The sequence below is a fragment of the Cognatiyoonia sp. genome (genome assembly GCF_965661665.1).
Classification (GTDB): Bacteria; Pseudomonadota; Alphaproteobacteria; order Rhodobacterales; family Rhodobacteraceae; genus Cognatiyoonia.
Window position 1 is genome coordinate 37,319 of record NZ_CBFIEO010000006.1, and the last position, 25,022, is coordinate 62,340.

Below are 25,022 nucleotides of genomic sequence, written 5' to 3' on the forward strand. Positions count from 1 at the left end.
TCCTCTTGCGATTTATGGAACAGCCAAGCGTCGCGGACGATTTCCTCGATCCCGCTGTGTTCGGCCTCCCAGCCTAGAATGTGCTTGGCGCGGGTGGCGTCAGCCACCAATGTCGCCGGATCACCGGGGCGTTTGTCTATCTCAATGACATCAAATGGCTGGTTTGAAATGCTTTTGACCGCGTGCACAACCTCTCGCACGCTGAGGCCTGATCCGGTGCCAAGGTTGATCGGAGTGAACCCTGCCTGATCTTCGCTCAGAAGTTTTTGCACCGCCGCGATATGGCCGGAAGCGAGATCGCGCACATGTATATAGTCGCGGATGCAGGTGCCGTCGGGTGTCGCGTAGTCGGTTCCAAAAACCTTGATGTCAGGGCGTTGGCCAAGCGCGGCTTGGATCACAAGCGGGATTAGATGGGTTTCGGGGTCATGTCTTTCACCCGTACGGCCTTGGGGATCGGCGCCGCAGGCGTTGAAATAGCGCAGCGCGATCGCTTGTAAGCCTTGGGATGGGACGCAGGCCTCCAACATCATCTCAACCATCACTTTGCTGTCGCCGTAAGGGTTGATCGGTGCGCGGTGCAGCCGCTCATGCAGAAGTGGCACGTCGGTGTTGTTGCCATAGGCCGCGGCGGTGGAGGAGAAGACGAGCTTTCGCACACCCGTGGCTTCCATCGCTTGAAGCAGGGTTAGCGTGCCCGCGACATTGTTTTCAAAGAACGGCAGCGGGGTGATGACGGACTGACCGGCTTCTATCAGAGCGGCGAAATGCACCACGCAGTCGATATTGTGGGTTATCAGCGTCGCCTCAAGTGATGCGCGGTCCGACAGCTCCCCTTCGACAAGCGCTGCCCCGAAGCAGGTGTCGCGATGGCCGGTTGAAAAATTGTCGTAAACGACAGTTTTGTAACCTGCCTCGTTCAACGCCAATGTTGTGTGGGAGCCGATGTAGCCCGCCCCGCCGATGATCAAAATAGTCTGTTGATCTGCCACTTGGTTCAAACTCCGCCCGATACGCTACCAAACGGGGGACTGATACCTATTCAGCGGGCGCAAAGCCAGTGATCAATTGTCTGAGCCCGATGGCCGCGCCAATGTAGATCGCGATGAAGGCGACGGGCGCGCTGAACCCCAATACTGAAAAGGCGGAGATGCCTTGACCGACGCTGCATCCAACCGCCAGGATCGCCCCTGGACCCATCAGAGCTGCGCCAAAGATCTGGCGGCGCAATTCGCGGGGGTCTTCGCAGGCTTCCCAGCGGAAGTGTCCTTTGGAATAGGAGCCAAGGGCTGCCCCAATGACCACACCGAGGACGGAGCCGACGCTGAAGGATAGGGAATTGCCCGAGGCGGTCATGAAATAGAAGATCGTGTCACCAATGGGGGCGGCAAAGGTGTGGGTCTCAATAGGCTCCGCCTCAAACCCGTTAACGCTGACCCAATAGGTGCCGATCCAACCGGATGCGATGGCAAGTCCTACGACAGCACCCCAGACCATGTGTTTGGGAGAGTGGCGCATCTCTGCGCTGGACAGCGCAACGGCCAGCATGACGAGCCCAACGCCCAATCCGGTCACAAGCGGGGCGACGCCCATTTGTGCAAAGAGCTGTGAGAGACCTTGCGGGGACGTTGCATTCTCTTCCACTGGAAACAGCCAGACCCGCGCATGGGCCAAGGGGCCGGACATGACGAAATAGGCGGATAACCCCATGACGAGTACAATGACGAAAGATCGCAAATCTCCGCCGCCAAGCCGCGCCAAGGCGCCGTAGCCACAGTTACCGCTGAGTGCCATACCATAGCCAAACATCAATCCACCGACGATCGTACCCAAGGGGTTCCAAACGCGGTCGAGATAGGCGGTTTGTGAAAGGTCAAAATTTCCAAGGTACAGGGCGACGTGCACTGTGATGATGGCGACTGCAATCGCAATACCCCACATCCGCATGCGTCGGTCATCCGCGCCATAAAGTGTGTCTTCGATGGCGCCCAGCGTACAAAAGCGGCCAACGCGCGCGGCAAGACCAAGCGCGATGCCACCCACCAAGCCGATGAGTGCTGCGATATTGGCCTCTCCCAGAGTTTCCAGCATTTGTTCCCTCCCGGACCAAACGCTGGCGATGCGTCAGGTCAGTCTTTCCTGCAGAACAGGTCGTAGACGACCTCCATGATTTGCTTTGGGCGGTTATCTGTCAAGCTGTAGTAGATGGCTTTGCCATCACGTCTGGGTGTGACCAACCCTTCGAGCCGGAGCCGCGACAGCTGTTGCGACACGGCCGCTTGACGCGCTGACAACAGTTCCTCCAGTTCCATCACTGATTTCTCACCCGTGGCCAGATGGCACAAAATCATCAACCGACCTTCGTGGCTGATCGCTTTGAGAAAGTTGGACGCGCGCTGCGCGTTCTCCATCATTGCGTCCATATCCTCGGCGCACATGTTGGCGTCGAAGACGGGCAGTCGGGAGTCTGTTTCCCCTTGGGTATCAATCAGCGCTGTCATGAGTTGGGACATAAGTTGTTAACTCCCATGATCCAAGGAAATTTTGGCATTTTCGAAAAGCATCGACAGCAATCCCCAAAAGAAATCTTCGCCCGGGTATCCTTCGATCCGGCCAAGTTCTTGCCCGTTGTCGACAAGAATAAATGTAGGTGTGAAATGAACCCGCTTGGCGAACTCCACATCCGGCGCGTCACCGTGAATGTTGTACTGAAGAAGTGGTGCCGCTTTGCCTTCGACTGTTTTGGGGTAAATTGGCCCGATTTCTTCGTTCCATGTTTCGCACCAATAACAGCCGTATTCTTCGGCCATCAGCAGTTGCGGGTCCGCCAAGGCGGTCATCGGGATCACTCCAATCAGTAAAACGGCGAGTGCTTTGAGCATTTTCAAACTCAACCTCGATTGACGGGTTTCATCACTTTATCATAATCTAATTCTTGAATATCTCAAGGCAAGAGGCGCAACCACCATGTTTGATGTTACGTTCTTTGGGGCGTTGATTGCAGGTTTGCTGTCATTCTTGTCGCCCTGCATCCTGCCGATCGTGCCGTTTTATCTAAGCTATTTGGCGGGTGTTGGCATGAACCAAATCTCGGGAGAGGCTGAGATCACCCGTGCCATTCGGATGCGCGCGTTCGTGTCAGCGATTTGCTTTGCCTTGGGTGTGATCACGGTTTTCTTCGGGTTGGGGGCGACCGCGACGGTCTTTGGCTCGATGGTGCGTGAATACTTTGATGTGCTCCGCTGGATCGCCGCTGCGGTTATTATAGCGATGGGTCTGCATTTCTTGGGCGTGGTCCGGATCGGGTTTCTTTACCGTCAATTCCGTGCAGATGCGGGCAACACCTCAAACGTCAGTTTTGTGGGGGCCTATGTCATCGGCTTGGCCTTCGCCTTTGGGTGGACGCCCTGCGTGGGGCCGGTCCTTGCCGCGATTCTGTTCACAGCTGCGGGGCAGGACACCGCAGGGCAGGGGGCGATGCTCCTTTTCACTTACGGCCTAGGAATGACACTCCCATTTATCGCGGCCGCATTCTTTATCGGTCCGTTCATGCGGTGGATGGCGCGGTTCCGCAGGCATCTGGGCCTGATTGAAAAACTGATGGGTGTGCTGCTCATCATCTTCGGGCTGCTGATCGCCACCAACTCTATCAATGTCATCGGCTTTTGGATGCTCGAGAACTTTTCATGGTTCAGCAACATCGGCTAACTCAAGGAGGTTTCGATATGAAACGTATTCTGACATTTCTGACTATGGTGCTTTTCTCCAACACATTGGCGGCGGCTGAGCTTGGCGACGACGGCCTGCACAAAGCCGACTGGATGCGCGAGACGTTCAAGGATTTGGGCGAAGACCTTGAAGAAGCGACTGCCGAGGGCAAGGGCCTGATGATCATCATCGAACAGCGTGGCTGTATATATTGTAAGAAGATGCACGAGGAAGTCTTCGTCGTGCCTGAGATCGACCAGTACATCCACGACAATTTCTTTGTCGTTCAGATCAATATGTTTGGTGATGTTGAAGTGACGGACTTTGACGGGATGACACTGCCGGAAAAGGAAATGGTGCGGCGTTGGGGGTCGTTGTTCACACCCAGCATCTATTTCTTCCCAGAAGACGTTGATCCTAGCATGACAGCCACACAAGCCGCCGTCGCGCATATGCCGGGCGCGTTTGGCAAGTGGACAACGCTTAACATGCTGACTTGGGTTGTTGAGGAAGGCTACCTTACTGATGAGCCGTTTCAGAAGTACCACGCGCGTATGTTGGAAGAGCAGCTTTAGGGATTTGGCTGCGCTGCAGCGGCCATTTTCTGCACTTGCAACATATCTTAAAATTCAAGTAGTTGAATTTGTTGTTGCAATCAAAGCTCCGTATCCAATAGTCTACCGAACAAGGACGGGCAGTGACTCGCCTAAGGGAGGAACAATGAAACGCTTTATTTTATTCGCAGCAGCGATGGGCATTGGCGTCACAGCAGCGACCGCTGAACCGGTCTCTCCAATGCAAGTTGTGTTCACAGACGGCGCAGTCGAAGAGTCGCTAACAGGTGTGGCGGGTGATCCCGTAGCCGGGCGCGATGTCTTTGCCAATCGTAAGCTTGGCAACTGTTTGGCCTGTCACATGAACGAAGACTGGTCCGAGCAAAGCTTCCACGGCGAAGTTGGCCCGCCCATGGATGGCGTGGCAGAGCGGTGGTCCACGGCGGAACTACGTGGGATTGTGGCGAACTCTAAAGAAATGTTCCCAAATACAATCATGCCGTCCTTCTATCGCAATGCGGGCTACACGCGGACGCTGAAGAAATTTGAGGGGAAAACCATCCTCTCGGCGCAACAAGTAGAAGACGTTGTCGCATACTTACAGACCCTGACCTACGAGTAAGGGCAGGGGACAAGGAGAAAATCATGGATCTTACAAGACGCAAAGTTCTCACGATCGGGACAGGCGTATTCGCAGCGTCGGCTTTGGCCGGTCTGCCTGCTTTTGCAAGCGCGACAGATGACGCGATTGCAGCGCTGACAGGTGGTGCTGATTTGGGTGAGGGCGCAATTACACTCACGGCGCCTGAAATCGCAGAGAACGGCAACACGGTTCCAATTAGCGTAGTCGCACCTGGTGCGGTCGCAATCACATTGTTCGCCGACGGCAACCCCGTCCCGAGTGTGGCAACCTTCAATTTTGGCCCATTGAGCGCATCCCGCAGCGCGGCAACCCGTATCCGTCTGGCAAAGACGCAAAACGTTGTTGCAGTTGCGAAGATGGAAGACGGCTCATTCCAGATGGCGAAGTCTGAAGTCAAAGTCACAATCGGCGGCTGTGGCGGCTAACCAAAGTTTAGGAGAACAAGAAAATGGCAAGTGGAGTTAAACCCCGTGTACGGGTCCCGAAAACAGCGTCAGCCGGTGAAGCAATCACAATCAAGACGCTTATCAGCCACAAGATGGAAAGCGGTCAGCGCAAAGATGGCGATGGCAACGTGATCCCACGGTCCATCATCAATCGCTTTGTTGTCGACTTTAACGGTGAGAACGTCATCGACGTCACTATTGAGCCTGCAATCTCGACAAACCCATTCTTTGAGTTTGATGCGGTTGTGCCAGAGAGCGGCGAATTCAAGTTCACTTGGTACGACGACGACGGGTCTGTCTACGAAGACGCGAAATCAATCGAGGTATCCTAAATACCTCAATCGACTGGGAGGAGTCGTCATATGAAAACCATAGTCAAAGCCGTGATTGGAACGATGCTTTTGGGGTCCACTGCGTTTGCACAGGACGACAGCGCATTGATGACAAACGGTGATGCCATCCTGACCGAAGCCAGCGCGCCGGAGCATATGGAGTTTGTCGATGCGATCTATTCAGGCTGGCGGTTCCGTTCTGCGGAAACGCAAGCACTGCAGATGGATGATTTCGACAATCCGGGCTTTATCTTCATCGATCAGGCGATTGATCTTTGGGATGCGGTGGATGGATCAGAAGGGAAGTCCTGTTCATCTTGCCACTCTGACGTCGAAGAATTTGTTGGTCTCCGCGCCTCCCTCCCGCGCGTGGAAGACGGCAAGTTGGTGACGTTGGAAGATCTCATCAACCGCAGCCGTGTGGAGCATATGGGTGCTGAGCCTTGGAAATGGTCCGGATCGCAGATGACAGCCATGACCGGTTTGATCGGTCTGCAGTCGCGCGGTATGCCAATTGATGTTCAGATCGATGGGGAGGCCGCTGCGTTCTGGGAGCAGGGTAAAGACATTTATTATCAACGGGTTGGTCAACTTGATATGGCATGTGCCAATTGTCACGAAGATAACTATGGTGTCATGATCCGTGCAGACCACCTGAGTCAAGGACAGATCAACGGCTTCCCAACGTATCGCTTGAAGAACGCGAAACTCAATTCGATCCACGGTCGTTTCAAAGGTTGCATGAGCAACATTCGTGCGACGCCATTTGCCGAGGGTGGGGATGAGTTCAAAGCACTTGAGCTTTACATCGCTTCGCGCGGTGCAGGACTGGTCGTCGAAACACCGTCCGTTCGCAACTAATCAAACAAAGTCAGGCTCGGACATTCGTACTGGGCCTTTCTGCCGAATAAAATATTCAATTATGCGCATATGTCTAAAGGAGAGAACTTAGCATGATTTCCCGTCGGGATTTTCTTCAAGTAGGGATGGCCGCCTCCGCCATCGTCGGTGCATCAGGTTTTGGTAACTGGGCCCGACTTGCCGCGCAGCAAACCTTGACGCAGGATCAACTGCTTGAGTTTGACACCTTCGGGAATGTCTCGCTGATCCATATCACTGACATTCATGGTCAGTTGAACCCGATTTATTTCCGTGAGCCTTCTGTCAATCTTGGGGTGGGGGAGAATAAGGGAAAGGTGCCACATGTGACCGGCGCCGATTTCCGCAAGCTTTATGGCATCGCCGATGGCACCCTGAGCCATTATGCGCTGTCCTCTGGCGACTTTTCTTCTCTGGCGCAGGCTTACGGGCGCGTCGGCGGGTTGGACCACGTGGCGACTGTCATCAAGGCGATCCGTGCGGATCGGCCTGACGCGATTTTGCTCGATGGTGGTGATACGTGGCACGGCTCTTACACCTGTTTGAAAACGGGTGCGCAGGACATGTTCAACGTGATGAACATGTTGGCGCCCGATGCGATGACCTTCCATTGGGAGTTTACGCTGGGCAGCGACCGCCTGACCGAACTGTTGGAACAGTTGCCGTTTGATGCGCTTGGCCAGAACATTTTTGACGCCGAATGGGACGAACCAGCAGAGCTTTTCGCGCCTTACCGGATGTTTGAACGGGGCGGCACCAAGATTGCCGTGATCGGTCAAGCCTTCCCTTATATGCCCATCGCCAACCCCGGTTGGATGTTCCCTGAATATGCCTTTGGCATCCGGGATGAGAACATGGCCGCGATGGTGGATGAGGTACGCGCCGCCGGTGCTGAATGTGTTGTCGTGCTGAGCCACAACGGTTTTGACGTCGACAAGAAGATGGCGAGTGTGGTTCCTGGAATTGATGTGATCCTGTCGGGTCACACGCATGACGCCCTGCCGGAGCCTGCGCTCGTTGGGCAGACGATCATTGTGCCGTCTGGGTCCAACGGCAAGTTTGTCAGCCGTGTTGACCTCGACATTCGGGACGGTCGGATGATGGGGTATCGCACCAAGCTGATCCCGATCTTCTCTGACGTGATTACACCCGATGCGGAAACCCGTGCTGTGATCGATGCAGAACGCGCGCCTTTCGAGGCTGAGATGTCAGAGGTGATCGGTCAAACCGATAGCCTTCTGTACCGTCGTGGCAACTTCAACGGCACTTGGGATGATCTGATTTGCGACGCGCTTCTAAGCGAACGCGATGCAGAGATTGCTTTGAGCCCTGGCGTCCGGTGGGGACCATCACTGGTGCCCGGTCAGGACATCACGCGGGAAGATATTTTCGGCGTGACCTCCATGACATACGGAGAAGCCTATCGCACTGAAATGACAGGGGAATTCCTGAAGGTCGTGCTGGAGGATGTCGCCGACAACATCTTCAACCCTGATCCTTACTATCAGCAGGGCGGCGATATGGTGCGTACTGGTGGGCTTGGCTACACCATCGACGTGTCAAAACCCCAAGGGGAGCGGATCACCAACCTGACGCTTTTGAGCACGGGTGAGGCGATCGACCCGTCGCGGTCTTACGTTGTTGCGGGATGGGCGAGCGTCAATCCTGACACCGAGGGCCCACAAATCTGGGATGTCGTCGAAAGTCACATCCGCAAACTCGGTACGGTCACAGTTCAAGAAAACAACAGCGTCGAAGTCATCGGCGTCTAGCATTTTTGTTTGGAGACACTTCATCATGGATGAAAAGTTCACACCTTCGCGCCGGGCCTTTTTAAGGGGCAGCGCAGCAATGGCAGCAGGCACCGTCGCAGGTGCCGCCGCCGCTCAACAAACGCCGGATCCGCTGATTATGGAGCTTCAGGATTGGGCGTCCTACACGGGCGTCGGCGTCGATGAGGTGCCTTATGGCTTACCCATCGAATTCGAACGCCATGTCGTGCGCCGCAATGTGGAATGGCTGACGGCTTCACCAATCTCGTCCATCAACTTCACACCCATTCATGCGCTCGATGGCACGATCACGCCGCAAGGCTGCGCTTTTGAGCGTCATCACTCTGGCGCGATTGAACTGCGCAAAGAAGATTATCGGTTGATGATCAATGGTTTGGTCGACAAACCTCTGGTTTTTACTTACGAGGATATCGAGCGGTTCCCACGCGAAAACCATGTCTATTTCTGCGAATGTGCCGCGAACACGGGCATGGAATGGGCTGGTGCGCAGCTCAACGGTGCGCAGTTCACCCACGGCATGATCCATAACATGGAATACACCGGCGTTCCGCTTCGCGCGTTGTTGCAAGAAGCGGGTGCCGACATCTCTGCCGATAAATGGGTCTATGTTGAAGGGGCGGATGCCTCTTCCAACGGTCGGTCAATCCCTATGGAGAAGGCGTTGGACGATGTTCTGGTGGCCTTTAAGGCCAACGGCGAAGCCCTGCGGATGGAGCATGGCTATCCTGTTCGGCTAGTTGTTCCGGGTTGGGAAGGCAACATGTGGGTCAAATGGCTGCGCCGGATCGAAGTTGTCGATCGCGCGGTTGAGAGCCGTGAAGAAACCTCAAAATACACCGATGTTTATGAGGATGGCACCGCGCGCAAGTGGACATGGGTAATGGATGCAAAATCCGTCATCACGTCGCCGAGCCCGCAGATGCCGATCACACACGGCACAGGGCCCTTGGTCATCTCCGGTCTGGCGTGGTCTGGCCACGGGCAGATTACCCGTGTGGACGTCTCAAAGGACGGCGGCATCACGTGGGAAACCGCCCGTTTGGGCAAGCAAGGCGATACCAAAGCTTTGACCCGTTTCTATCTGGATACGGTTTGGGACGGAAAGCCGTTGCTGCTTCAGGCCCGTGCGATGGATGAAACCGGATACGTCCAACCCACAAAAGAACAGCTGCGTGAGCAGCGCGGTGAGAACGCCGTTTATCACAATAACTGCATACAAACTTGGTACGTCAGCGCAGAAGGGATCGCCGAGAATGTCGAAGTCTCCTAATCTAATCCTCCCCGCACTGGGCGGTACCACGCTGGTGCTTGGTTTGGCTTACGGCTTGTCGTCCCGCGACTATGCGGCCGACCGCATTGAGCAGTTGGAAACCCGCATTCATCAGGTCGAAGGCCACGCCAGTTCTGCGAACGAAAAACTGTCGATGGAAGCAGAGCGTGCGACACAGCTTGAGCTTCAAATCGCTGAAGTGCAGGCCGCCGCAGCAGAGCGTTTGGCCAGCGGCAGCAATTTGACCGCACCCGCGCCTGTGACCGAAGTGGGCTATGGTCTTGGTCGCCCAGCATTGGAAGAAGAAATTGCAGCGTGGGACGTTGATATCCTGCCGGACGGTCGTGGTTTGCCAGAAGGCAGTGGCGACGTTTGGACCGGTGAAGAGGTGTTCGTTGCAAAATGCGCATCATGCCACGGTGATTTTGCAGAAGGTGTCGACAACTGGCCTGTTCTGGCAGGCGGGTTTGACACTTTGGCAGATGAAGATCCCGTAAAAACAGTTGGGTCTTACTGGCCGCATCTCTCTACGGCGTGGGATTACATCTATCGCTCCATGCCATTTGGTGAAGCGGGCACGCTGACACCGGATGAGACCTACGCGATCGTAGCTTACATTCTGTATTCTAACGACATGGTCGATGATGACTTCGAACTCAGTCATGAGAACTTCACCGAAGTCGAGATGCATAACTCCGATGGTTTTGTCGTCGATGACCGGCCCGAGCTTGAGTATGCTGAATGGCGCGCGGAGCCTTGCATGAGCGACTGTAAAGAGCAGGTAGATATCACTATGCGCTCCGTCTTTTTGGTTGAAACACCAATTGAAGGCGGCAGCAACTCCGTCATGAACCACGCGGCTGGGGAAGAGCTGCCATCGTTTACGGTCGATGGTCCGTCTTTCATCCCAGTCTCGGCACCAGAGCCTGTGGAGGAAGAAGCCGAAGCAGAAGTGGTTGAAGCGTCGACTGAGGCTGATGACGGTGCTGCGCTTGCTGCGGCTGGTGAAAAGCTTTTCAAACGCTGTTCCTCTTGCCACCAAGTTGGGGCAGGGGCGACGAACCGGTCTGGTCCACAATTGAACGGCATCATCGGGCGCACCATCGGGGGCGTGGACGGGTTCCGTTATTCCAACGTCTTCAAAGCCGCGGCGGATGAAGGCCGTGTTTGGGACGACGAGAGCCTTGCGGCCTTCATCGCCGATCCGAGGGGATACTTCGCAGGCACCAAGATGGCGTTCCGCGGACTTCCATCTGAAGAAGATCAGATGGCCCTCATTGCCTACCTCGAGGCGGCAGGTGAATAGGGTGCGGTCAACGCTTTCATATCTCGGCGTTGTTCTGGCGTTCGTAGGTGGGGCAAGCCTTGCTTCGGCGGACGGTCATGGCGATCCTGATGAGGGGCAGAAGGTTTTCCGTCGCTGCTCAAGCTGTCACATGATTGGCGACGATGCCGTTAATCGTGCAGGGCCTGTCCTGACCGGAGTGGTCGGGGCGCACGTCGGGCGGGTTGAAGGCTTCCGCTATTCCAATGCGTTCAAAGTAGCGGGTGAAAGCGGTGCGGTTTGGGATGAGGCGAGCCTTGATGCCTTTCTCGAAAACCCGCGCGAGTATCTGAAAGGGAACCGCATGGCGTTCCGCGGACTGCCGGATGCCGAAAACCGTGCCAACGTCATCGCCTATCTGCGTACGTTCTCAGAAGGGGCTGAGGCTGCAGCAGTAGAAGCAGGCTTCATGGTCGCGCCGGAGGTTTTGGCAATCGTGGGTGACGTTGAATATGGCGAATACCTCGCCAGTGAATGCAAGACTTGCCATCAGGCAAGCGGCGGTGATGACGGCATCCCCAATGTCGTTGGTTTGGGCACCGACATCTTTGTCACCGCTATGCACGCTTATCGCACCAAAAACAGAGACAATCCGGTCATGCAACTGATTGCAGGCCGATTGAACGATGAAGAGATTGCGGCGTTGGCCGCTTATTTTGAAGACCTAGAAAACTAGGCTTCGTCATTAGGGAGGAAGAACATTGTCATTCAACCGAAGAAAGTTTTTGGGAACATCCGTTGCCGCGTCTGCAACATTGGCTGCGCCAATGTCCTACGCGGCAGGGCACGGTAAACCGCATGTTGTTGTGGTTGGCGGCGGTGCAGGCGGTGCGACCGCTGCGCGCTACATCGCCAATGACAGCAACGGTGATATCGCGGTCACGCTGATTGAACCCACACGGACCTACTACACTTGCTTCTTTTCGAACCTGTATCTTGGCGGGTTCAAAGAGATCGAGGACATCGGCCATAGCTACGGTGGTCTTGCCGCAAGCGGCGTTAACGTTGTGCATGATTGGGCTGTCGGCGTTGATCGTGACGCGAAAACTGTCAGCCTTGCTGGTGGCGGTGAAGTGTCCTACGACAAGCTGATCCTAAGCCCTGGTATCGACTTTGTGGACGGGGCCGTTGAAGGTTGGGATCTGTCCGCCCAAAACGCGATGCCGCATGCCTATAAAGCAGGATCGCAGACTGAGCTTTTGAAAGCCCAACTGATGGCGATGCCAGAAGGCGGCACATTCGCGATGGTTGCCCCACCGAACCCTTACCGCTGCCCTCCTGGGCCATATGAGCGGGTGTCGATGGTGGCCCACTACTTGAAAGAGAACAATCCAACAGCCAAAATCATCGTGGCTGACCCGAAGGAGAAATTCTCCAAAATGGGTCTTTTCCAGGAAGGTTGGGCGAACCACTACGAAGGCATGATCGACTGGATCGGTGCGGACTTCGGTGGCGGCAATGTGTCGGTTGATCCATCTGCGATGACGGTCACGATCGACGGTGAAGTCACCAATGTCGACGTCTGTAACGTTATCCCAGCGATGAAAGCTGGACGGATCGCTGACCTTGCAGGCGTGACCGATGGCAATTGGGCGCCCGTGAACGCAATCGACATGTCCACCAAAGCGGACGCTGATGTCTATGTGCTGGGTGACTCGTCCCAACAGGGCGACATGCCGAAATCTGGCTTCTCTGCCAACAGTCAGGCGAAGGTCTGTGCGAACGCTGTTCGCGGGGCCCTGACAGGCAGCCGTGTCTTCCCAGCGAAATTCTCAAACACATGCTGGTCGCTGATCAACACCAACGACGGTGTAAAGGTTGGTGCGACATACGAAGCAACAGATGAGAAAATCGCAAAAGTGGATGGCTTCATCTCCGCGACAGGCGAAACCGCAGAGGTGCGCCAAGCGACTTATGAAGAGTCAGAGGGTTGGTACTCTGGCATCACCGCAGACATGTTTGGCTAATCCGGCCCTGCAGTGAACCGTCTCGGGCTGCAGTGCGGCCCGAGACATAAAATGAAGGAACTCAAGATGAAGAAAGCTTTCTTAACGTTGGCACTGTGCTCATTCGCGACACAAGGACAGTCCGAAAGCCCGATCTTGACGCCCTTCGATGGCTCCTTCGAGGATGCAACATTTGCGGTTGAAACCGTGATCGTAGGGCGTGGCCTTGTTATCGATTTTGTCAGCCATGTGGGTGACATGCTCAATCGGACGGGCGAAGACGTCGGCAGCGATACGGCGATTTTTGAGAAGGCAGATATCTTTCTGTTCTGCTCCGCCGTGGTGTCCCGCGCTGTGATGGAAGCCGATCCCGCAAACATTCAGCATTGCCCTTATGGTGTCTTTGTGACCGAGGTGGACGGGGAGGTCATGATTGGCCACCGCGGTTACCCAGATGGCGCGATGCAGCAGGTCGAGGACTTGCTCCAAGACATCGTTGAAGAGGCAGGCGCGTTTTAATGGACTACACCTCATTCTTTGCCGAACAACTTTCCAATCTTCGGCAGGAAGGTAACTATCGCGAGTTCGCGGAACTGGAACGTCACCGTGGGGCGTTCCCGTCAGCGACGTGTCACAATGGCCCAGGCGATGTGACGATCTGGTGTTCGAACGACTACCTTGGGATGGGTCAACATCCCAAGGTGATCGGCGCGATGCATGATGCGCTGGACCGCACAGGAGCCGGGGCTGGCGGCACGCGCAATATCTCTGGCACAACGCATGACCATGTGTTGCTGGAGGCAGAGCTGGCCGATCTGCACGGCAAAGAAGCAGCACTTCTGTTCACCTCAGGCTATGTGTCCAACTGGGCGGCACTTGGAACCTTGGCCTCAAAAATTCCGAACTGTGTCGTTCTGTCGGACGCTTTGAACCATGCCTCCATGATCGAAGGCATTCGCCATTCTCGCGCGCAAAAGCTCATTTGGAAGCACAACGATCTTGCCGATCTGGAGGCGAAACTGGCGGCACTGCCCGCGAACCAGCCAAAGCTGATTGCGTTTGAAAGCGTCTATTCGATGGATGGGGATATCGCCCCGATTAAAGAGATTTGCGACCTTGCCGATCGGTATGGCGCGATGACCTATCTTGATGAGGTGCATGCGGTTGGGCTTTACGGTCCACGCGGTGGTGGTATCGCGGAACGCGAAGGTCTGATGGATCGCCTGACCGTCATTGAAGGTACGCTTGGCAAAGCCTTTGGCGTTGTCGGTGGCTACATCGCCGCCTCCGCCGAATTATGTGATTTTGTCCGCTCCTTCGCGAGCGGGTTTATTTTTACAACAGCCCTCCCACCTGCTGTTGCGGCTGGCGCGGCCGCCTCGATCCGCCATTTGAAAGAAAGCGGTGTTGAGCGGTCAGCGCAGCAGGTCCGCGTGGCCGAGGTACGCGAACGGCTGGATGCCATCGGGCTGCCGCACATCGACAACCCAAGCCACATCATCCCTGTGATGGTGGGTGACCCGATGAAATGTAAATTCATCTCTGACACGTTGTTGAAGGACTACGGGATCTATATTCAGCCGATCAATTATCCGACGGTGCCCAAAGGGACTGAACGCTTGCGCATCACACCGTCACCCGTTCATACGGCGGCGGATATCGAAAAATTGCTGACAGCGCTCGAAGAACTCTGGACCCAATGTGAGCTGGCCCGTAAACTTATGGTGGCGCAGTAGCTATTGAGGCTTATAGGCTGTGTTTTCGCGCCAACCATTGAATCCTGATTGCAGCACAAGGACGTTTTCACGTCCCAATACGCGCAATCCAAACAAGGCTTGTGCGGATAAGGCCCCTGTGTTGCAAAAAAGGACAACTTTGCTGTCTGTTGGAACCGCGTCGATCTGACTGAAGATGTCCCGCCATTCGATATGCTGCGCGCCGGGGATTGTGCTTTGCTCAAACTCCTCAAACGTTCGCGTGTCGATAAAGGTCACAACGTTGAAGATCTCCTCCGTCAATTGTTCGGGGCGGATGATCCCTGCGTCGTAGGTGGCAAATTCTGAATAGTCTTGCATCGCGTCTTGGACAGGATCGGCAAGAGCGAGCGTTGCCAGTGGCGTGAGTAGCATCGCGACGATGAGGCGCATAAGAATTAATTCCATTCTTCTTGGGCCGCGATGTAGAGTGCTTGGGATTGCTCTGGCGTAATCACCGGAAGACCACGTTCCAGCCACCCAACCGCGTGGCCATTTCCAAACATTCCTTCGGAGACATCTGCGACACCTTTAATCCCATTCCGTTCAAAGATTTCGGTGACATATGCCGTGCGGCCCCCGGTGGCACAAATCAGCGCGATTTGAAAGGGATCATATTATTCCAAGATCGCTTGTAGCTGACTTGCGAATGCGGGTGTGTGCATCGAGACGGGCCAAGCCCCCTCCGCGACACCACTTTCCTGCCATTCCGCTGGTCGGCGAATGTCGAGCAAGACAAGCTCCCCCGATGCGACCATACGGGCGGCGTCAGGGGCGCTGATGATTGGCGTTTCCGCGTGGGCAGTCAAGGTCGATCCAACCATGACCACCAATGCCAATAGAATGCGTCTAAGCCCTAGCAATCCTGACACGTTTTCAGACCAAATATCCGATGGATTGGGCAAAAGCTTACAAAAGCTGTGCCAACAAAGATCACCCCAAGATAGCCCCAAGCACCAATTGTTCTAATTGCAGCCAACGCGATCAGGAGTGCGTCCAGAACGAAACGGGCGATCCGGTCCAGATTTCCGACATTGCGTGTCATCATGTGTTCCTTTCCAAGAAATAGATACGGCAATCATGCAAGCGGTCTGCTTTTCATCTGTGACATTGTCACACAGCAGTGCAACTAACTGTCATTCTCAAGCAGAATTGTATTACTCAAACTCCATCTGTTCATAGACGCGCCCAGCGTTACGGGTGGCGAGTTCTTCATATGTGTCTAGGTGGGAATAGGGCGTCTGATCGACATAGTAGGCGTCCGCAAGACCGCCGCCGTTGTCCAAATGCTCCCCTATTTTTTCGCGTAAGTAAACAAGGTAATCGTGCGTGTAGCGGCGCACCTGATCCATATTCGTGGGCGTGCCGTGGCCTGGGATGACGTAGGTCACGCCGAGAGGTTCGAACGCGGTTTCCCATGTTTCGATCCAATCGAGCGCGATGGTGTCTTCAAAGATTGGCAGCATCCGTTGGTGGAAGGCTATGTCGCCTGCGATCACAATGCTTTGTTTTGGCAACCAGACCTGCGTGTCACCGGGGCCGTGCGCAGGGCCGAGATATAGAACTTCGATCCGGTAGTCGCCCATTTCGATGATGCGCTTGTCTTCAAACGTCTCCGTCGGGCCTTGCAGGAACGTGCCTTCGGCTTTGTCGCGATTGTACCGCTTCATGCCTTCAAGGATCATATGCCCGCGCTCTTCAAATTCATGGGCGGCATCGACATGCGCAAGGATCGGAACACCCTGTTCCGCCCAGTAGGAATTGCCAAGCATGGCGTGCCCTTGACCGTTCTCATCAATCACCAGTTTGACGGGCTGGTCGGTGATGGCTTTGATCTCCTCATGGAGCGCTTCGGCAAGGATGTAGGCCGCGCCACCGTTCACCACGACCACGCCGTCGCCCGTGATGATGAAGCTGAGGTTGTTGTTGTGTCCCGTGTTTTCATAGGTCGGTGGGGCGGTCGCCCCAATCGCAGACCAGACATTCGGGATCACTTCGATTGGCTTAGAGTAGAGCGGGGAGGCAGGGTATTGATCCGCGATATCCTCGCTCGCCATGCTCTGCTGCGCCAAGAGCATAAAGGCGATGAGCCACCGCATTAGCCAGCCTCCACAAAGCGGTAGCCGTCACCGTCACGGTCGACCTGACCAATGCCGCCGTTTGGCAAGTGAAACCCAATCAATGTCATCTGTTCGGCGGTCAGCCGGTCGAACAGCATTTTGCGGGTGTCGATGGCTTGAGCGGCGTCCTGATCTGACCCGCTTTCCCATTCCGGTTTGCGGAAGGCGACATGGTGGTTACCAATCGCATCGCCCACGACCAATGCGGCCTCACTTCCTTGGCGGACTTCAAAAGCCATGTGGCCAGGTGTGTGCCCATATGTGGCGGTGGCCATGATGCCCGGCAAAACCTCTTCACCATCGTCAAAAAGGACAACAGTGTCTTCGATGGCTTCCATCCGGCGTTTGGCCCCAACAGCAAAGGCGGCGCGCGCCTCCCCAATGGCGTTGACGGTTTCAGGGTTCCACCAGTAATCCCATTCCGCAAGGCCCATCATATAGGTCGCGTCGTAAAACAACGGCTCATCAAAATCATCGAGCAGACCCCAGATGTGATCGGGGTGGGCATGAGTGAAGAGGACATGGGTGATATCCTCCGGCGCGAGGCCGATGGCGTCCAGACTGTCGACAATCATGCCTGCGGTGGGCATGAAGTCAGGACCGGATCCCACATCAAAGAGCACGTTATTCGTACCATCGCGGTAGAGCGCGAGGTTGCATTCAGGCTCCAACCGTTCTGCAGACAGGTTGTAGTCCGCCAAGATCGGGGCCAGCTCATCCTTTGGCATCGGCTCAAAAATGAAATCGCCGGGCAGCATCAGGCTTCCGTCGCTCAACGTGGTGAGTGTTGCCGAGCCGATGGCAAGCTCCGCCGTTGCAAATCGTGGCAGGATGCCAAACCATGGGGCCAATGCGGCGCCTTGGATTAGGTTGCGGCGTGATAAGGTCATGGTACCCTCCCATTAAATTCTCGTATGTGAATATGAATGTATTTTAGGGCTAAGGCAAGAAACAGCGACTGGTAGAAGGTGTGAAACGGCAATGCAAGGGTTGACCAAAGCAGGCGATTGGACGGAGCGGTTTCAAGGCACGAAATCCTTGCCTGAGACTGTGCGCCACCGTTTGCGTGGTGTCGCCAAGTCCCGCATCTACAAAAAGGACCAACAGGTCTTTGGACCCGACAATGTGCCCGACAGCCTGCTGTTCCTCTATGAGGGGACGATCCGCGTCTCCCAAACCTCACATAGTGGGCGCGATATTGTGCTCTACCGCGTCGATGCAGGCGAAAGCTGTGTTCTGACGACGGCCTGCATGCTCGCGGAAGAGGCTTATAACGCCGAAGGTATTGCTGAGACGGACATCAGAGTTGTCGTTTTGCCGAAACCATCTTTCGACCGCCTAGTTGCAGAGGAACCCGCCTTTCGCACCTTCGTTTTCGCGGCCTATTCACGCCGGCTGATTGATCTGTTGCGGGTGGTGGATGATGTGGCTTTTGGCCGGATTGATGTACGATTGGCGGAACGTTTGCTGACTTTGGCAGGCGGAAAGCCAGAGATTTCGGCGACGCATCAGCAAATCGCTAGCGAACTTGGTACCGCGCGGGAGGTTATTTCTCGCGTGCTGCATGATTTTCAAAAGCGGGGGCTGATCGCCCAATTCCGTGGAAAGATTGCAATTTCTGATGAAGCGACGCTGCGCGCGCTGTCAGAAAACTAAGAAAAACTCCAAGGAATCCCTCCTAAGGTGACATTGTCACTGAAGCCGCGCGGCGCCTCACCTATTTCGGTCTCAGGCGCGGTGGCCCGTGATGCACCACAGGACATCGCCACCCCTTTGAACAGATCGTCGCCGTTACTGTGGGGCGATCCTTCCAACAAGGAGTTTGGATTTGGAAACCCTCTTTACACCACTCACGGCGTTTGGCGGCGGTCTGTTGATCGGCTTGGGCGCGGTCATGTTGAAATACGGTCTTGGCCGTATTCTTGGCGCGTCTGGCGTTCTCGCCGGCGTTGTTTTCCCCTCTTCGCGGGAAGATTTTGCATGGCGGGCTGCGCTTGTTGTGGGAGTGCTGCTGTCGCCATTAGCGCTATTCGCTTTCACTGGGTCAATGCCTGTTGTTGATGTGCCTATCAGCCCGCTGATGATTGTCGTCGGCGGTGTGTTCGTTGGCTTTGGCACCAGCTTGGGATCAGGCTGCACCTCCGGTCACGGGGTCTGTGGTTTGCCGCGTCTGTCGGTTCGGTCGCTCGTCGCAGTGCCGACCTTTATGGCCACGGCGGTAGTCACCGTCTTCATCATTCGTCATGTGCTTGGTTTGGGGGCCTAAAGAGATGAAACTTTTCTTTGCATTGATCACAGGTCTCGTCTTTGGCATCGGCCTTGCCATCTCTGGAATGATGAACCCAGCTAAAGTTCTGAACTTCTTCGATATAGCAGGGACTTGGGACCCAAGCCTGATGTTCGTTATGGGCGGCGCGGTTCTGGTGACCTTCGTTGGCTACCGCTTGGTGTGGCGTCGGAATGAGCCGCTGTTTGATGGGCAGTTTCATATTCCGTCATCGAACGAAATCGACAGACGACTGGTGGGTGGATCGGCCATGTTTGGGATCGGCTGGGGCATTGCCGGCTTCTGCCCAGGCCCCGCGATTGCAGCACTTGGAACCGGTCGGTGGGAAGCGGCGCTCTTCGTGGCGTCAGTTGTAGCGGGCCTCGGCATTCGCCGGCTTATGGTTCCGGTGCAAGCGCAAGCGAAGGCAGGCTAAACATGGCGCTTCAACCGCTGACGAAATCATCCCTCATCATCTCTGCGATTCTGATTGTAGGGGCCGTGGGCGCAGGCGGCACGTATTTTGTCATGTCGCACGGGCACGGAAATGACCCATCAAATCACCACTCCGGTGCTATGGGTCACGGCATTAGGATGCACGATGAAATCAATATGCCCGGTCTGCGTGGGGAGAACGCAACGGCGGAGGAAAGCGCAGAGATTGCGGTTTTGTTCCGCAATTTTGAAACGATCACGCGCGACGTTCAAAACCTGCCAAATGGCATTCGGACAGTTACGGCCTCGACGGACCCTGATGTGATGGATGCCTTGGTCAGCCATTCGATTGGCATGATCGACCGGGTCAAACGTGTGGATGACCCAAAGATTGAAATACAAAGCCCGACCCTCGACATCTTCTTTGTGTGCGGGGAGGGGATCGAAACCACGACGGAGGTCACGAACGAAGGGTTGGTTGTTGTGCAAACTTCAGACGATCCAGAGCTTTTGGCCGCGCTGCAAACCCATTCAGCCGAAGTCACCGAGATGGCCGAACGCGGCATGGCCGCTGTTCATGAAATGATGATGGCTGATGGCCGCAACCACTGAAAGGAGACCAGAAATGACCAATTATCCAGTCACGATGGACATCCATCCAGACGTCGAAGCGTTCTTCGATGAACCCACAAACACGATCAGTTACATCGTGACAGATCCAAGCTCTGACGCTTGCGCGGTTGTCGATAGCGTTATGGATCTGGACTATGCCGCGGGCCGGATCACGCATGACAGCGCGGATAAAATCATCAGCCGGATCAAAGAGCGTGGTCTCAAGCTTGAGTGGATCATTGAGACCCATGTCCATGCCGACCACCTAAGTGCGGCACCCTACATCCAGCAGGAGTTGGGCGGCAAGATCGGCATCGGAGAAGGCATCATGATCGTGCAGGACACGTTCGGCAAAGTTTTTAACGAAGGGACCGATTTCCAGCGCGATGGCAGCCAGTTTGATGCGCTGTTCAAAGACGGTGACACCTACATGATTGGTAATATGCAAGCCTTTGCCATCTTCACACCGGGCCATACGCCTGCGTGCATGGTGCATGTGATAGGCGATGCGGCCTTTGCGGGTGACACGCTCTTTATGCCGGATGGCGGGTCCGCCCGAGCGGACTTCCCCGGTGGGGATGCTGGCGTCCTGTACGATTCTATCATGAAGGTGTTGAGCCTGCCGGATGATATGCGTCTGTTTATGTGCCACGACTATGGACCGGGCGGCCGCGATATCGCCTGGGAAACCACAGTGGGCGAAGAAAAAGCCAACAACATTCACGTGGGCGGTGGCAAATCGAAAGAGGATTTCGTCAAATTCCGCACCGATCGTGATGCGCAACTGGCCATGCCAAAGCTCGTCATCCCGTCACTGCAAGTGAACATGCGGGCAGGGGAAGTGCCAACCGATAAGGACGGTCGCCCCATGCTAAAGATCCCAGTCAACGCGCTGTGAGGGGTCACACCGATGGAGATTAAGAAAATCCATGACGGTCTGTCTGTGTCACCCCAAATAGAGGCGGCCTACCTTGAGGCGATCAAGAAGGCTGGTTTCAAAGCCATTATCTGCAACCGTCCTGATTGCGAGGTGGAGGATCAACCATCCTTTGCATCAATAGAGGCGAAAGCCAAAGATGTTGGGCTTACGGCGATCTACTTGCCGGTCCGACCCGGCATGTTGACGGAAGCAGATGTCGATGAGTTCGAGACTCTGCTGGCTGAACTGTCAGGTCCGATCATCGCCTACTGTCGCACTGGTGCGCGCTCTGAAATGCTGTGGACGCAGTGTGAGGCAAGAGCAATCGGCGTGGTGGAAACAGCATCCTGATCGATCTTGACGCTGCGGGTGGACGAAAACCTGTATTTCGGCAACACGCGGTTTTTGGAGGGTTTGGTTCAGTCACGGGTCACGCCCGACTGTGATATCAAACATGTGGTTCTGATGTTCTCCGCCGTGAATGAAGTTGTTTTCTCGGCACTCGAAAGCCTCAAAGTGATCAACGAGCAGCTGACCAATATGAACATCGGTCTGCATCTTTCGGAAGTAAGAGGCCCGGTTATGGATCGCTTGAAGACCTTGCACCTTTTGGAAGACCTGAATGGCCGCGTGTTCCTGTAACAGTATGAGGCGTTTTGTGCGCTGAAAGCCTAGAGCCTAACGGCATTGTCAAATTGACGCCCCGTTGGTTTTGGGGGACACAAGGTTATGACCGAAGCCGTCCTTACTTTGACCGATGTCGCCTGCGCCCGTGGGGGGCAACGGATATTGGATCATGTGAGCTTTGCCCTTGGTCGGGGTGAGGTCATTGTCCTGCGAGGGCCGAATGGCGCAGGAAAGACCACGCTGCTGCGCACCATCGCAGGACTGCAAAGGCCACTTTCCGGCAGCATCGAGGTAGAGGCCGAAGACCTGATCTATGCCTCCCACGCGGATGGATTGAAAGGCACGCTCACTGTCGCCGAAAACCTCATGTTCTGGGCGCGGCTGTTCGGTAGGGACACGATCGATCACGCATTAGAGACGATGGAGCTCATCAAGCTCTCCGGCAATTTCGCGCAGAACCTGTCTGCCGGGCAAAAGCGGCGGCTTGGGCTGGCGCGGCTGTTGGTGACGGGGCGGGACATATGGATTTTGGATGAACCGACGGTGTCGTTGGATCAAGCCTCTGTTGCGATCTTTACCGACGTGGTGGCGGAGCATGTGGCCACTGGGGGATCCGTTCTGGCCACAACGCATATCGACTTCATGCCTGCCGCGCGCACGATCGACGTCTCTGAGTTCAAACCGGACACACCCTATGTCGCGGATACGGAAGAGGCGTACTTTTGATTGAGATTTTCATGCGAGATTTGCGGCTTGCGGTCCGGTCCGGTGGTGGCTTCGGGCTGGCGCTCGTGTTCTTCTTGATCGTTGTATTTCTGATCCCGCTGGGGGTAGGGCCCAACGTGAACCTTTTGGCACAAATCAGCCCTGGCGTGCTCTGGATCGGAGCTTTGCTGGCCTGTTTGCTGTCCCTCGACCGGATGTTTGCTACGGATTGGGAGGACGGGTCGCTCGATTTGCTATTGACTGCGCCGGTCCCAAGCGAGGGCCTAATCTTCGCAAAAGCAGTCGCGCATTGGACGACCACAGGGTTGCCGCTCTGCTTGGCAGCGCCGGTGCTGTCGTTTCTGGTGAATATGCCTTTGCTAGGCATCCCGTGGCTGGTGATCGCGCTTTTAGCAGGCACTCCCGCGTTGTCGATGATTGGCGCCTTTGGCGCTGCACTGACAATCGGCGTGAAACGCGGTGGACTGCTGATGTCGCTCCTGATCTTGCCGCTCTATATCCCCACGCTCATCTTCGGCACCGAAGTCACCCGCCGCGGCATGCTGGGCCAAAGCTTCGAAACCCCGCTCCTCTTCCTCTGCGCCATCACCCTCGCCAGCGTAGCCCTGCTGCCGTTTGCAGCTGCGGCTGTACTGAAACGGTCGGCGGAGTGATGAGGATCGATCACTCGAGAAAGTCAAACTCGATTGAAAAAGGGGAGGTGCGCAATCCAACTGTACCGTGCAATTCAGGTTTTCAACAGCAAGCATAGACTAGGATCAGTAAAGTGTATCTGATCAATCTTGCGCGTTACAATTGTCAATCAATTGCAGCCCAAGCTGCTAGTTCTTGAAAACATTGATTCCGGTTGCGCGGGTACACGTGAGAAGCTGGCAGGGAATAGGGCGGCTTTCTTCGCGAGGGAGCGCTAGAAACGCTTGCTAGGTTGAGCCCGTTTACCCAGACGTGTCATGCGTGTCTAAAACACCTCAGGGATGGTCACGAATTTGGTACGAAACTTTGGGTTAGTTTGGTGCAAAACTTAGCAGTTAACGCTCAAACTTATTATATAAATAACCCATATTGTCATATTTTGGTGCCCAGAAGAGGACTCGAACCTCCACGTCCATACGGACACCAGCACCTGAAGCTGGCGCGTCTACCAATTCCGCCATCTGGGCACGGATTGGTTAAGCGCAATTAAGCTGCGTGGGTTTGCCTGTCAACGGGATTCGATCAGTTTGTTGCGTTCGGTTTGGCCTTGTTTGCTTTGAGCGGCATGGATACACCCTCCCCAACGGTTTTTCGCGAAAGGTGTCACCATGTCAGAGATGGTCACAATTTTTGGTGGGTCTGGATTTGTCGGGCGGTATATCGCGCGCCGGATGGCGAAAGCGGGCTGGCGCGTGCGCGTGGCTGTACGCAATCCGAACGAAGCGATGTTTGTACGGCCCTATGGCACCGTTGGACAGGTTGAGGCGGTGTTTTGCAACGTGCGTGATGATGCGAGCGTGGCGGCTGTCCTCTCTGGAGCGGACGCTGTGGTGAACTGCGTTGGCGTGCTGGATGAGTCCGGCAAGAACACGTTCGAGGCTGTTCAGGCAGAGGCCCCAGGTCGTATCGCCCGGCTTGCGAAAGAAAAGGGCATCATCCGCATGGTCCATATCTCGGCTATTGGCGCAGATGCCTGCGCTGAAAGTGAGTACAGCCAAACAAAGGCGGCTGGTGAGGCGGCAGTTCAGGATCACTTGCCGAGCGCCGTTATCTTGCGTCCATCGATCATCTTTGGCCAGGAGGATGAGTTCTTCAATCGCTTCGCGGGCATGTCCCGCTTTGGTCCTGTCTTGCCAGTTGTTGGCGCGGATATGAAGTTTCAGCCGGTCTTTGTTGACGATGTGGCTGCTGCTGCCGAACAAGCCGTGCTCGGCACAGTGGACGCTGGCATCTATGAACTTGGTGGGCCGGAGGTGGATACCTTCCGTGGCCTGATGCATCGCATGTTGGAGATGATTCGCCGTCGTCGGCTTGTCCTCAACATTCCATTTTTTGTTGCACGGATTATGGCGTTTGGCTTCAGCGTTGCGAACTTCTTGACCCTTGGTCTTTTGCCACGCGCAATTACTGCGGATCAGATCAAGAACCTCGCGCTCGATAATGTGGTCGAAGAGGGCGCGAAGACGTTTGATGACTTTGGCATTCAACCCAAGACGATGGGTTCTGTTCTGCCTGACTATCTCTGGCGATTCCGCCCGTCGGGTCAGTATGACGCCATCAAGGAATCGGCCAAGAACCTTCGGGACACCTGATGGACGGCGACACGACGCTTGTTGCGGCCCTTCTTGGTGTTCTGGAAGGGGCGACGGAGTTTATTCCGGTTTCCTCAACCGCGCACATCCTGCTTGCGGGGGAGCTGTTGGGATTTGAAAGCACCGCCAAGACGTTTGAAATTGTTATCCAGCTAGGTGCGGTTCTGGCGATCCTGTCGGTCTATGCGACCCGCCTTTTGGGTGTCGCGCGGCAAACGCCTCATGATCCAGCGGCGCGGCGATTTTTTCTCAGCATTATCTTTGCCTGTATACCCGCAGGGGTTCTGGGCATCGCGTTCAACGATTTTATCAAAGAGACATTGTTCAACAGTCTGACCGCCATCGCGATTGTGCTGATTGTGGGTGGGGTGATCCTCTTGTTT

Annotated in this window: 31 protein-coding genes, 1 tRNA gene and 2 pseudogenes; 24 read left to right on the forward strand and 10 right to left on the reverse strand. The window is 55.4% G+C overall.

Annotated features, from left to right (window positions below; genetic code table 11):
- Window positions 1-14: 14 nt before the first annotated feature.
- From galE to ACTF5F_RS05255, 4 genes and pseudogenes are all read right to left on the reverse strand, one after another.
- Window positions 15-992, reverse strand: a pseudogene (gene galE, locus ACTF5F_RS05240) (UDP-glucose 4-epimerase GalE); the annotation flags it as partial.
- A gap of 46 nt (window positions 993-1,038) precedes the next feature.
- The gene (locus ACTF5F_RS05245) at window positions 1,039-2,091 is read right to left on the reverse strand and encodes a YeeE/YedE family protein (RefSeq protein ID WP_438955826.1); all 1,053 of its coding nucleotides are present in this window, start codon (window positions 2,089-2,091) and stop codon (window positions 1,039-1,041) included.
- Between the two features lie 38 nt (window positions 2,092-2,129).
- A complete protein-coding gene (locus tag ACTF5F_RS05250; protein WP_438955827.1) occupies window positions 2,130-2,513 on the reverse strand; it encodes an ArsR/SmtB family transcription factor in 384 nt (127 codons plus the stop codon).
- A gap of 6 nt (window positions 2,514-2,519) precedes the next feature.
- On the reverse strand, window positions 2,520-2,882 hold the full coding sequence (locus ACTF5F_RS05255; RefSeq protein ID WP_438955828.1) for a hypothetical protein: 363 nt from the start codon (window positions 2,880-2,882) through the stop codon (window positions 2,520-2,522).
- A gap of 85 nt (window positions 2,883-2,967) precedes the next feature.
- On the opposite strand from ACTF5F_RS05255, the gene ACTF5F_RS05260 reads away from it, so the two are divergent.
- From ACTF5F_RS05260 to hemA, 13 genes are all read left to right on the forward strand, one after another.
- Window positions 2,968-3,708: a cytochrome c biogenesis CcdA family protein gene (locus ACTF5F_RS05260; RefSeq protein ID WP_438955829.1), complete on the forward strand. Its 741-nt coding sequence runs from the start codon at window positions 2,968-2,970 to the stop codon at window positions 3,706-3,708.
- A gap of 17 nt (window positions 3,709-3,725) precedes the next feature.
- The gene (locus tag ACTF5F_RS05265) at window positions 3,726-4,283 is read left to right on the forward strand and encodes a thioredoxin family protein (RefSeq protein WP_438955830.1); all 558 of its coding nucleotides are present in this window, start codon (window positions 3,726-3,728) and stop codon (window positions 4,281-4,283) included.
- 145 nt (window positions 4,284-4,428) lie between these two features.
- Entirely contained in the window at window positions 4,429-4,884 is a 456-nt protein-coding gene (gene soxX / locus ACTF5F_RS05270) for a sulfur oxidation c-type cytochrome SoxX (protein WP_438955831.1), read from the forward strand.
- Window positions 4,885-4,907: 23 nt separating this feature from the next.
- Window positions 4,908-5,330: a thiosulfate oxidation carrier protein SoxY gene (gene soxY / locus ACTF5F_RS05275; protein ID WP_438955832.1), complete on the forward strand. Its 423-nt coding sequence runs from the start codon at window positions 4,908-4,910 to the stop codon at window positions 5,328-5,330.
- 23 nt (window positions 5,331-5,353) lie between these two features.
- Entirely contained in the window at window positions 5,354-5,683 is a 330-nt protein-coding gene (gene soxZ / locus ACTF5F_RS05280) for a thiosulfate oxidation carrier complex protein SoxZ (protein WP_438955833.1), read from the forward strand.
- Between the two features lie 30 nt (window positions 5,684-5,713).
- Entirely contained in the window at window positions 5,714-6,544 is an 831-nt protein-coding gene (gene soxA / locus ACTF5F_RS05285; RefSeq protein ID WP_438955834.1) for a sulfur oxidation c-type cytochrome SoxA, read from the forward strand.
- Window positions 6,545-6,636: 92 nt separating this feature from the next.
- Entirely contained in the window at window positions 6,637-8,334 is a 1,698-nt protein-coding gene (gene soxB / locus ACTF5F_RS05290) for a thiosulfohydrolase SoxB (RefSeq protein WP_438955835.1), read from the forward strand.
- Window positions 8,335-8,359: 25 nt separating this feature from the next.
- On the forward strand, window positions 8,360-9,625 hold the full coding sequence (gene soxC, locus ACTF5F_RS05295; protein WP_438955836.1) for a sulfite dehydrogenase: 1,266 nt from the start codon (window positions 8,360-8,362) through the stop codon (window positions 9,623-9,625).
- Complete coding sequence (locus tag ACTF5F_RS05300; protein WP_438955837.1) at window positions 9,609-10,931, forward strand: c-type cytochrome; 1,323 nt, start codon at window positions 9,609-9,611, stop codon at window positions 10,929-10,931. Before soxC ends, ACTF5F_RS05300 begins: the two co-directional genes overlap by 17 nt.
- A gap of 1 nt (window position 10,932) precedes the next feature.
- Entirely contained in the window at window positions 10,933-11,625 is a 693-nt protein-coding gene (locus ACTF5F_RS05305; protein WP_438955838.1) for a c-type cytochrome, read from the forward strand.
- Window positions 11,626-11,650: 25 nt separating this feature from the next.
- Complete coding sequence (locus ACTF5F_RS05310; RefSeq protein WP_438955839.1) at window positions 11,651-12,916, forward strand: FCSD flavin-binding domain-containing protein; 1,266 nt, start codon at window positions 11,651-11,653, stop codon at window positions 12,914-12,916.
- A 66-nt stretch (window positions 12,917-12,982) separates the two neighbouring features.
- On the forward strand, window positions 12,983-13,414 hold the full coding sequence (locus ACTF5F_RS05315) for a DUF302 domain-containing protein (RefSeq protein WP_438955840.1): 432 nt from the start codon (window positions 12,983-12,985) through the stop codon (window positions 13,412-13,414).
- Window positions 13,414-14,631, forward strand: coding sequence for a 5-aminolevulinate synthase (gene hemA / locus ACTF5F_RS05320; protein ID WP_438955841.1), 1,218 nt, complete (start codon window positions 13,414-13,416; stop codon window positions 14,629-14,631). The genes ACTF5F_RS05315 and hemA overlap by 1 nt, the downstream gene beginning before the upstream one ends.
- Here the strand turns inward: hemA and ACTF5F_RS05325 are convergent, their stop codons facing one another.
- The 5 genes from ACTF5F_RS05325 to ACTF5F_RS05345 form a co-directional block, all read right to left on the reverse strand.
- Complete coding sequence (locus ACTF5F_RS05325; protein WP_438955842.1) at window positions 14,632-15,057, reverse strand: rhodanese-like domain-containing protein; 426 nt, start codon at window positions 15,055-15,057, stop codon at window positions 14,632-14,634.
- 209 nt (window positions 15,058-15,266) lie between these two features.
- Window positions 15,267-15,473: a hypothetical protein gene (locus ACTF5F_RS05330; RefSeq protein ID WP_438955843.1), complete on the reverse strand. Its 207-nt coding sequence runs from the start codon at window positions 15,471-15,473 to the stop codon at window positions 15,267-15,269.
- A 32-nt stretch (window positions 15,474-15,505) separates the two neighbouring features.
- Window positions 15,506-15,697, reverse strand: coding sequence for a YgaP family membrane protein (locus ACTF5F_RS05335; protein ID WP_438955844.1), 192 nt, complete (start codon window positions 15,695-15,697; stop codon window positions 15,506-15,508).
- A gap of 109 nt (window positions 15,698-15,806) precedes the next feature.
- Window positions 15,807-16,748, reverse strand: coding sequence for an MBL fold metallo-hydrolase (locus tag ACTF5F_RS05340; protein ID WP_438955845.1), 942 nt, complete (start codon window positions 16,746-16,748; stop codon window positions 15,807-15,809).
- On the reverse strand, window positions 16,748-17,659 hold the full coding sequence (locus ACTF5F_RS05345) for an MBL fold metallo-hydrolase (RefSeq protein WP_438955846.1): 912 nt from the start codon (window positions 17,657-17,659) through the stop codon (window positions 16,748-16,750). Before ACTF5F_RS05345 ends, ACTF5F_RS05340 begins: the two co-directional genes overlap by 1 nt.
- Before the next feature lie 91 nt (window positions 17,660-17,750).
- Here ACTF5F_RS05345 and ACTF5F_RS05350 point away from each other — a divergent pair, with 91 nt between their 5' ends.
- The 9 genes and pseudogenes from ACTF5F_RS05350 to ccmB all read left to right on the forward strand — a co-directional run bounded on the left by ACTF5F_RS05350 (window position 17,751) and on the right by ccmB (window position 23,007).
- On the forward strand, window positions 17,751-18,425 hold the full coding sequence (locus ACTF5F_RS05350) for a Crp/Fnr family transcriptional regulator (protein ID WP_438955847.1): 675 nt from the start codon (window positions 17,751-17,753) through the stop codon (window positions 18,423-18,425).
- Between the two features lie 172 nt (window positions 18,426-18,597).
- Window positions 18,598-19,035 (forward strand): YeeE/YedE family protein, encoded by a 438-nt coding sequence (locus ACTF5F_RS05355; RefSeq protein WP_438955848.1) that lies wholly within the window; start codon window positions 18,598-18,600, stop codon window positions 19,033-19,035.
- Window positions 19,036-19,039: 4 nt separating this feature from the next.
- Window positions 19,040-19,471, forward strand: a complete 432-nt coding sequence (locus ACTF5F_RS05360; RefSeq protein WP_438955849.1) for a DUF6691 family protein — start codon at window positions 19,040-19,042, stop codon at window positions 19,469-19,471.
- Window positions 19,472-19,473: 2 nt separating this feature from the next.
- A complete protein-coding gene (locus tag ACTF5F_RS05365) occupies window positions 19,474-20,082 on the forward strand; it encodes a hypothetical protein (protein ID WP_438955850.1) in 609 nt (202 codons plus the stop codon).
- 13 nt (window positions 20,083-20,095) lie between these two features.
- Window positions 20,096-20,980, forward strand: a complete 885-nt coding sequence (locus tag ACTF5F_RS05370; RefSeq protein WP_438955851.1) for an MBL fold metallo-hydrolase — start codon at window positions 20,096-20,098, stop codon at window positions 20,978-20,980.
- Window positions 20,981-20,992: 12 nt separating this feature from the next.
- A complete protein-coding gene (locus ACTF5F_RS05375) occupies window positions 20,993-21,352 on the forward strand; it encodes a TIGR01244 family sulfur transferase (protein WP_438955852.1) in 360 nt (119 codons plus the stop codon).
- Window positions 21,353-21,643: pseudogene (locus tag ACTF5F_RS05380) on the forward strand (sodium-independent anion transporter); the annotation flags it as partial. It abuts the gene before it with no gap.
- An 87-nt stretch (window positions 21,644-21,730) separates the two neighbouring features.
- Window positions 21,731-22,354: a heme ABC exporter ATP-binding protein CcmA gene (gene ccmA / locus ACTF5F_RS05385; RefSeq protein ID WP_438955853.1), complete on the forward strand. Its 624-nt coding sequence runs from the start codon at window positions 21,731-21,733 to the stop codon at window positions 22,352-22,354.
- On the forward strand, window positions 22,351-23,007 hold the full coding sequence (gene ccmB / locus ACTF5F_RS05390) for a heme exporter protein CcmB (protein WP_438955854.1): 657 nt from the start codon (window positions 22,351-22,353) through the stop codon (window positions 23,005-23,007). The genes ccmA and ccmB overlap by 4 nt, the downstream gene beginning before the upstream one ends.
- 420 nt (window positions 23,008-23,427) lie before the next feature.
- Here ccmB and ACTF5F_RS05395 read toward each other — a convergent pair.
- Window positions 23,428-23,514: transfer RNA gene (locus ACTF5F_RS05395), tRNA-Leu, on the reverse strand.
- 141 nt (window positions 23,515-23,655) lie between these two features.
- Between ACTF5F_RS05395 and ACTF5F_RS05400 the strand changes: the two genes are divergently transcribed.
- Window positions 23,656-24,639 (forward strand): complex I NDUFA9 subunit family protein, encoded by a 984-nt coding sequence (locus ACTF5F_RS05400; RefSeq protein WP_438955855.1) that lies wholly within the window; start codon window positions 23,656-23,658, stop codon window positions 24,637-24,639.
- Window positions 24,639-25,022: undecaprenyl-diphosphate phosphatase (locus ACTF5F_RS05405; RefSeq protein ID WP_438955856.1), on the forward strand; the 384-nt coding region annotated here is incomplete at its 3' end. The genes ACTF5F_RS05400 and ACTF5F_RS05405, both read left to right, overlap by 1 nt.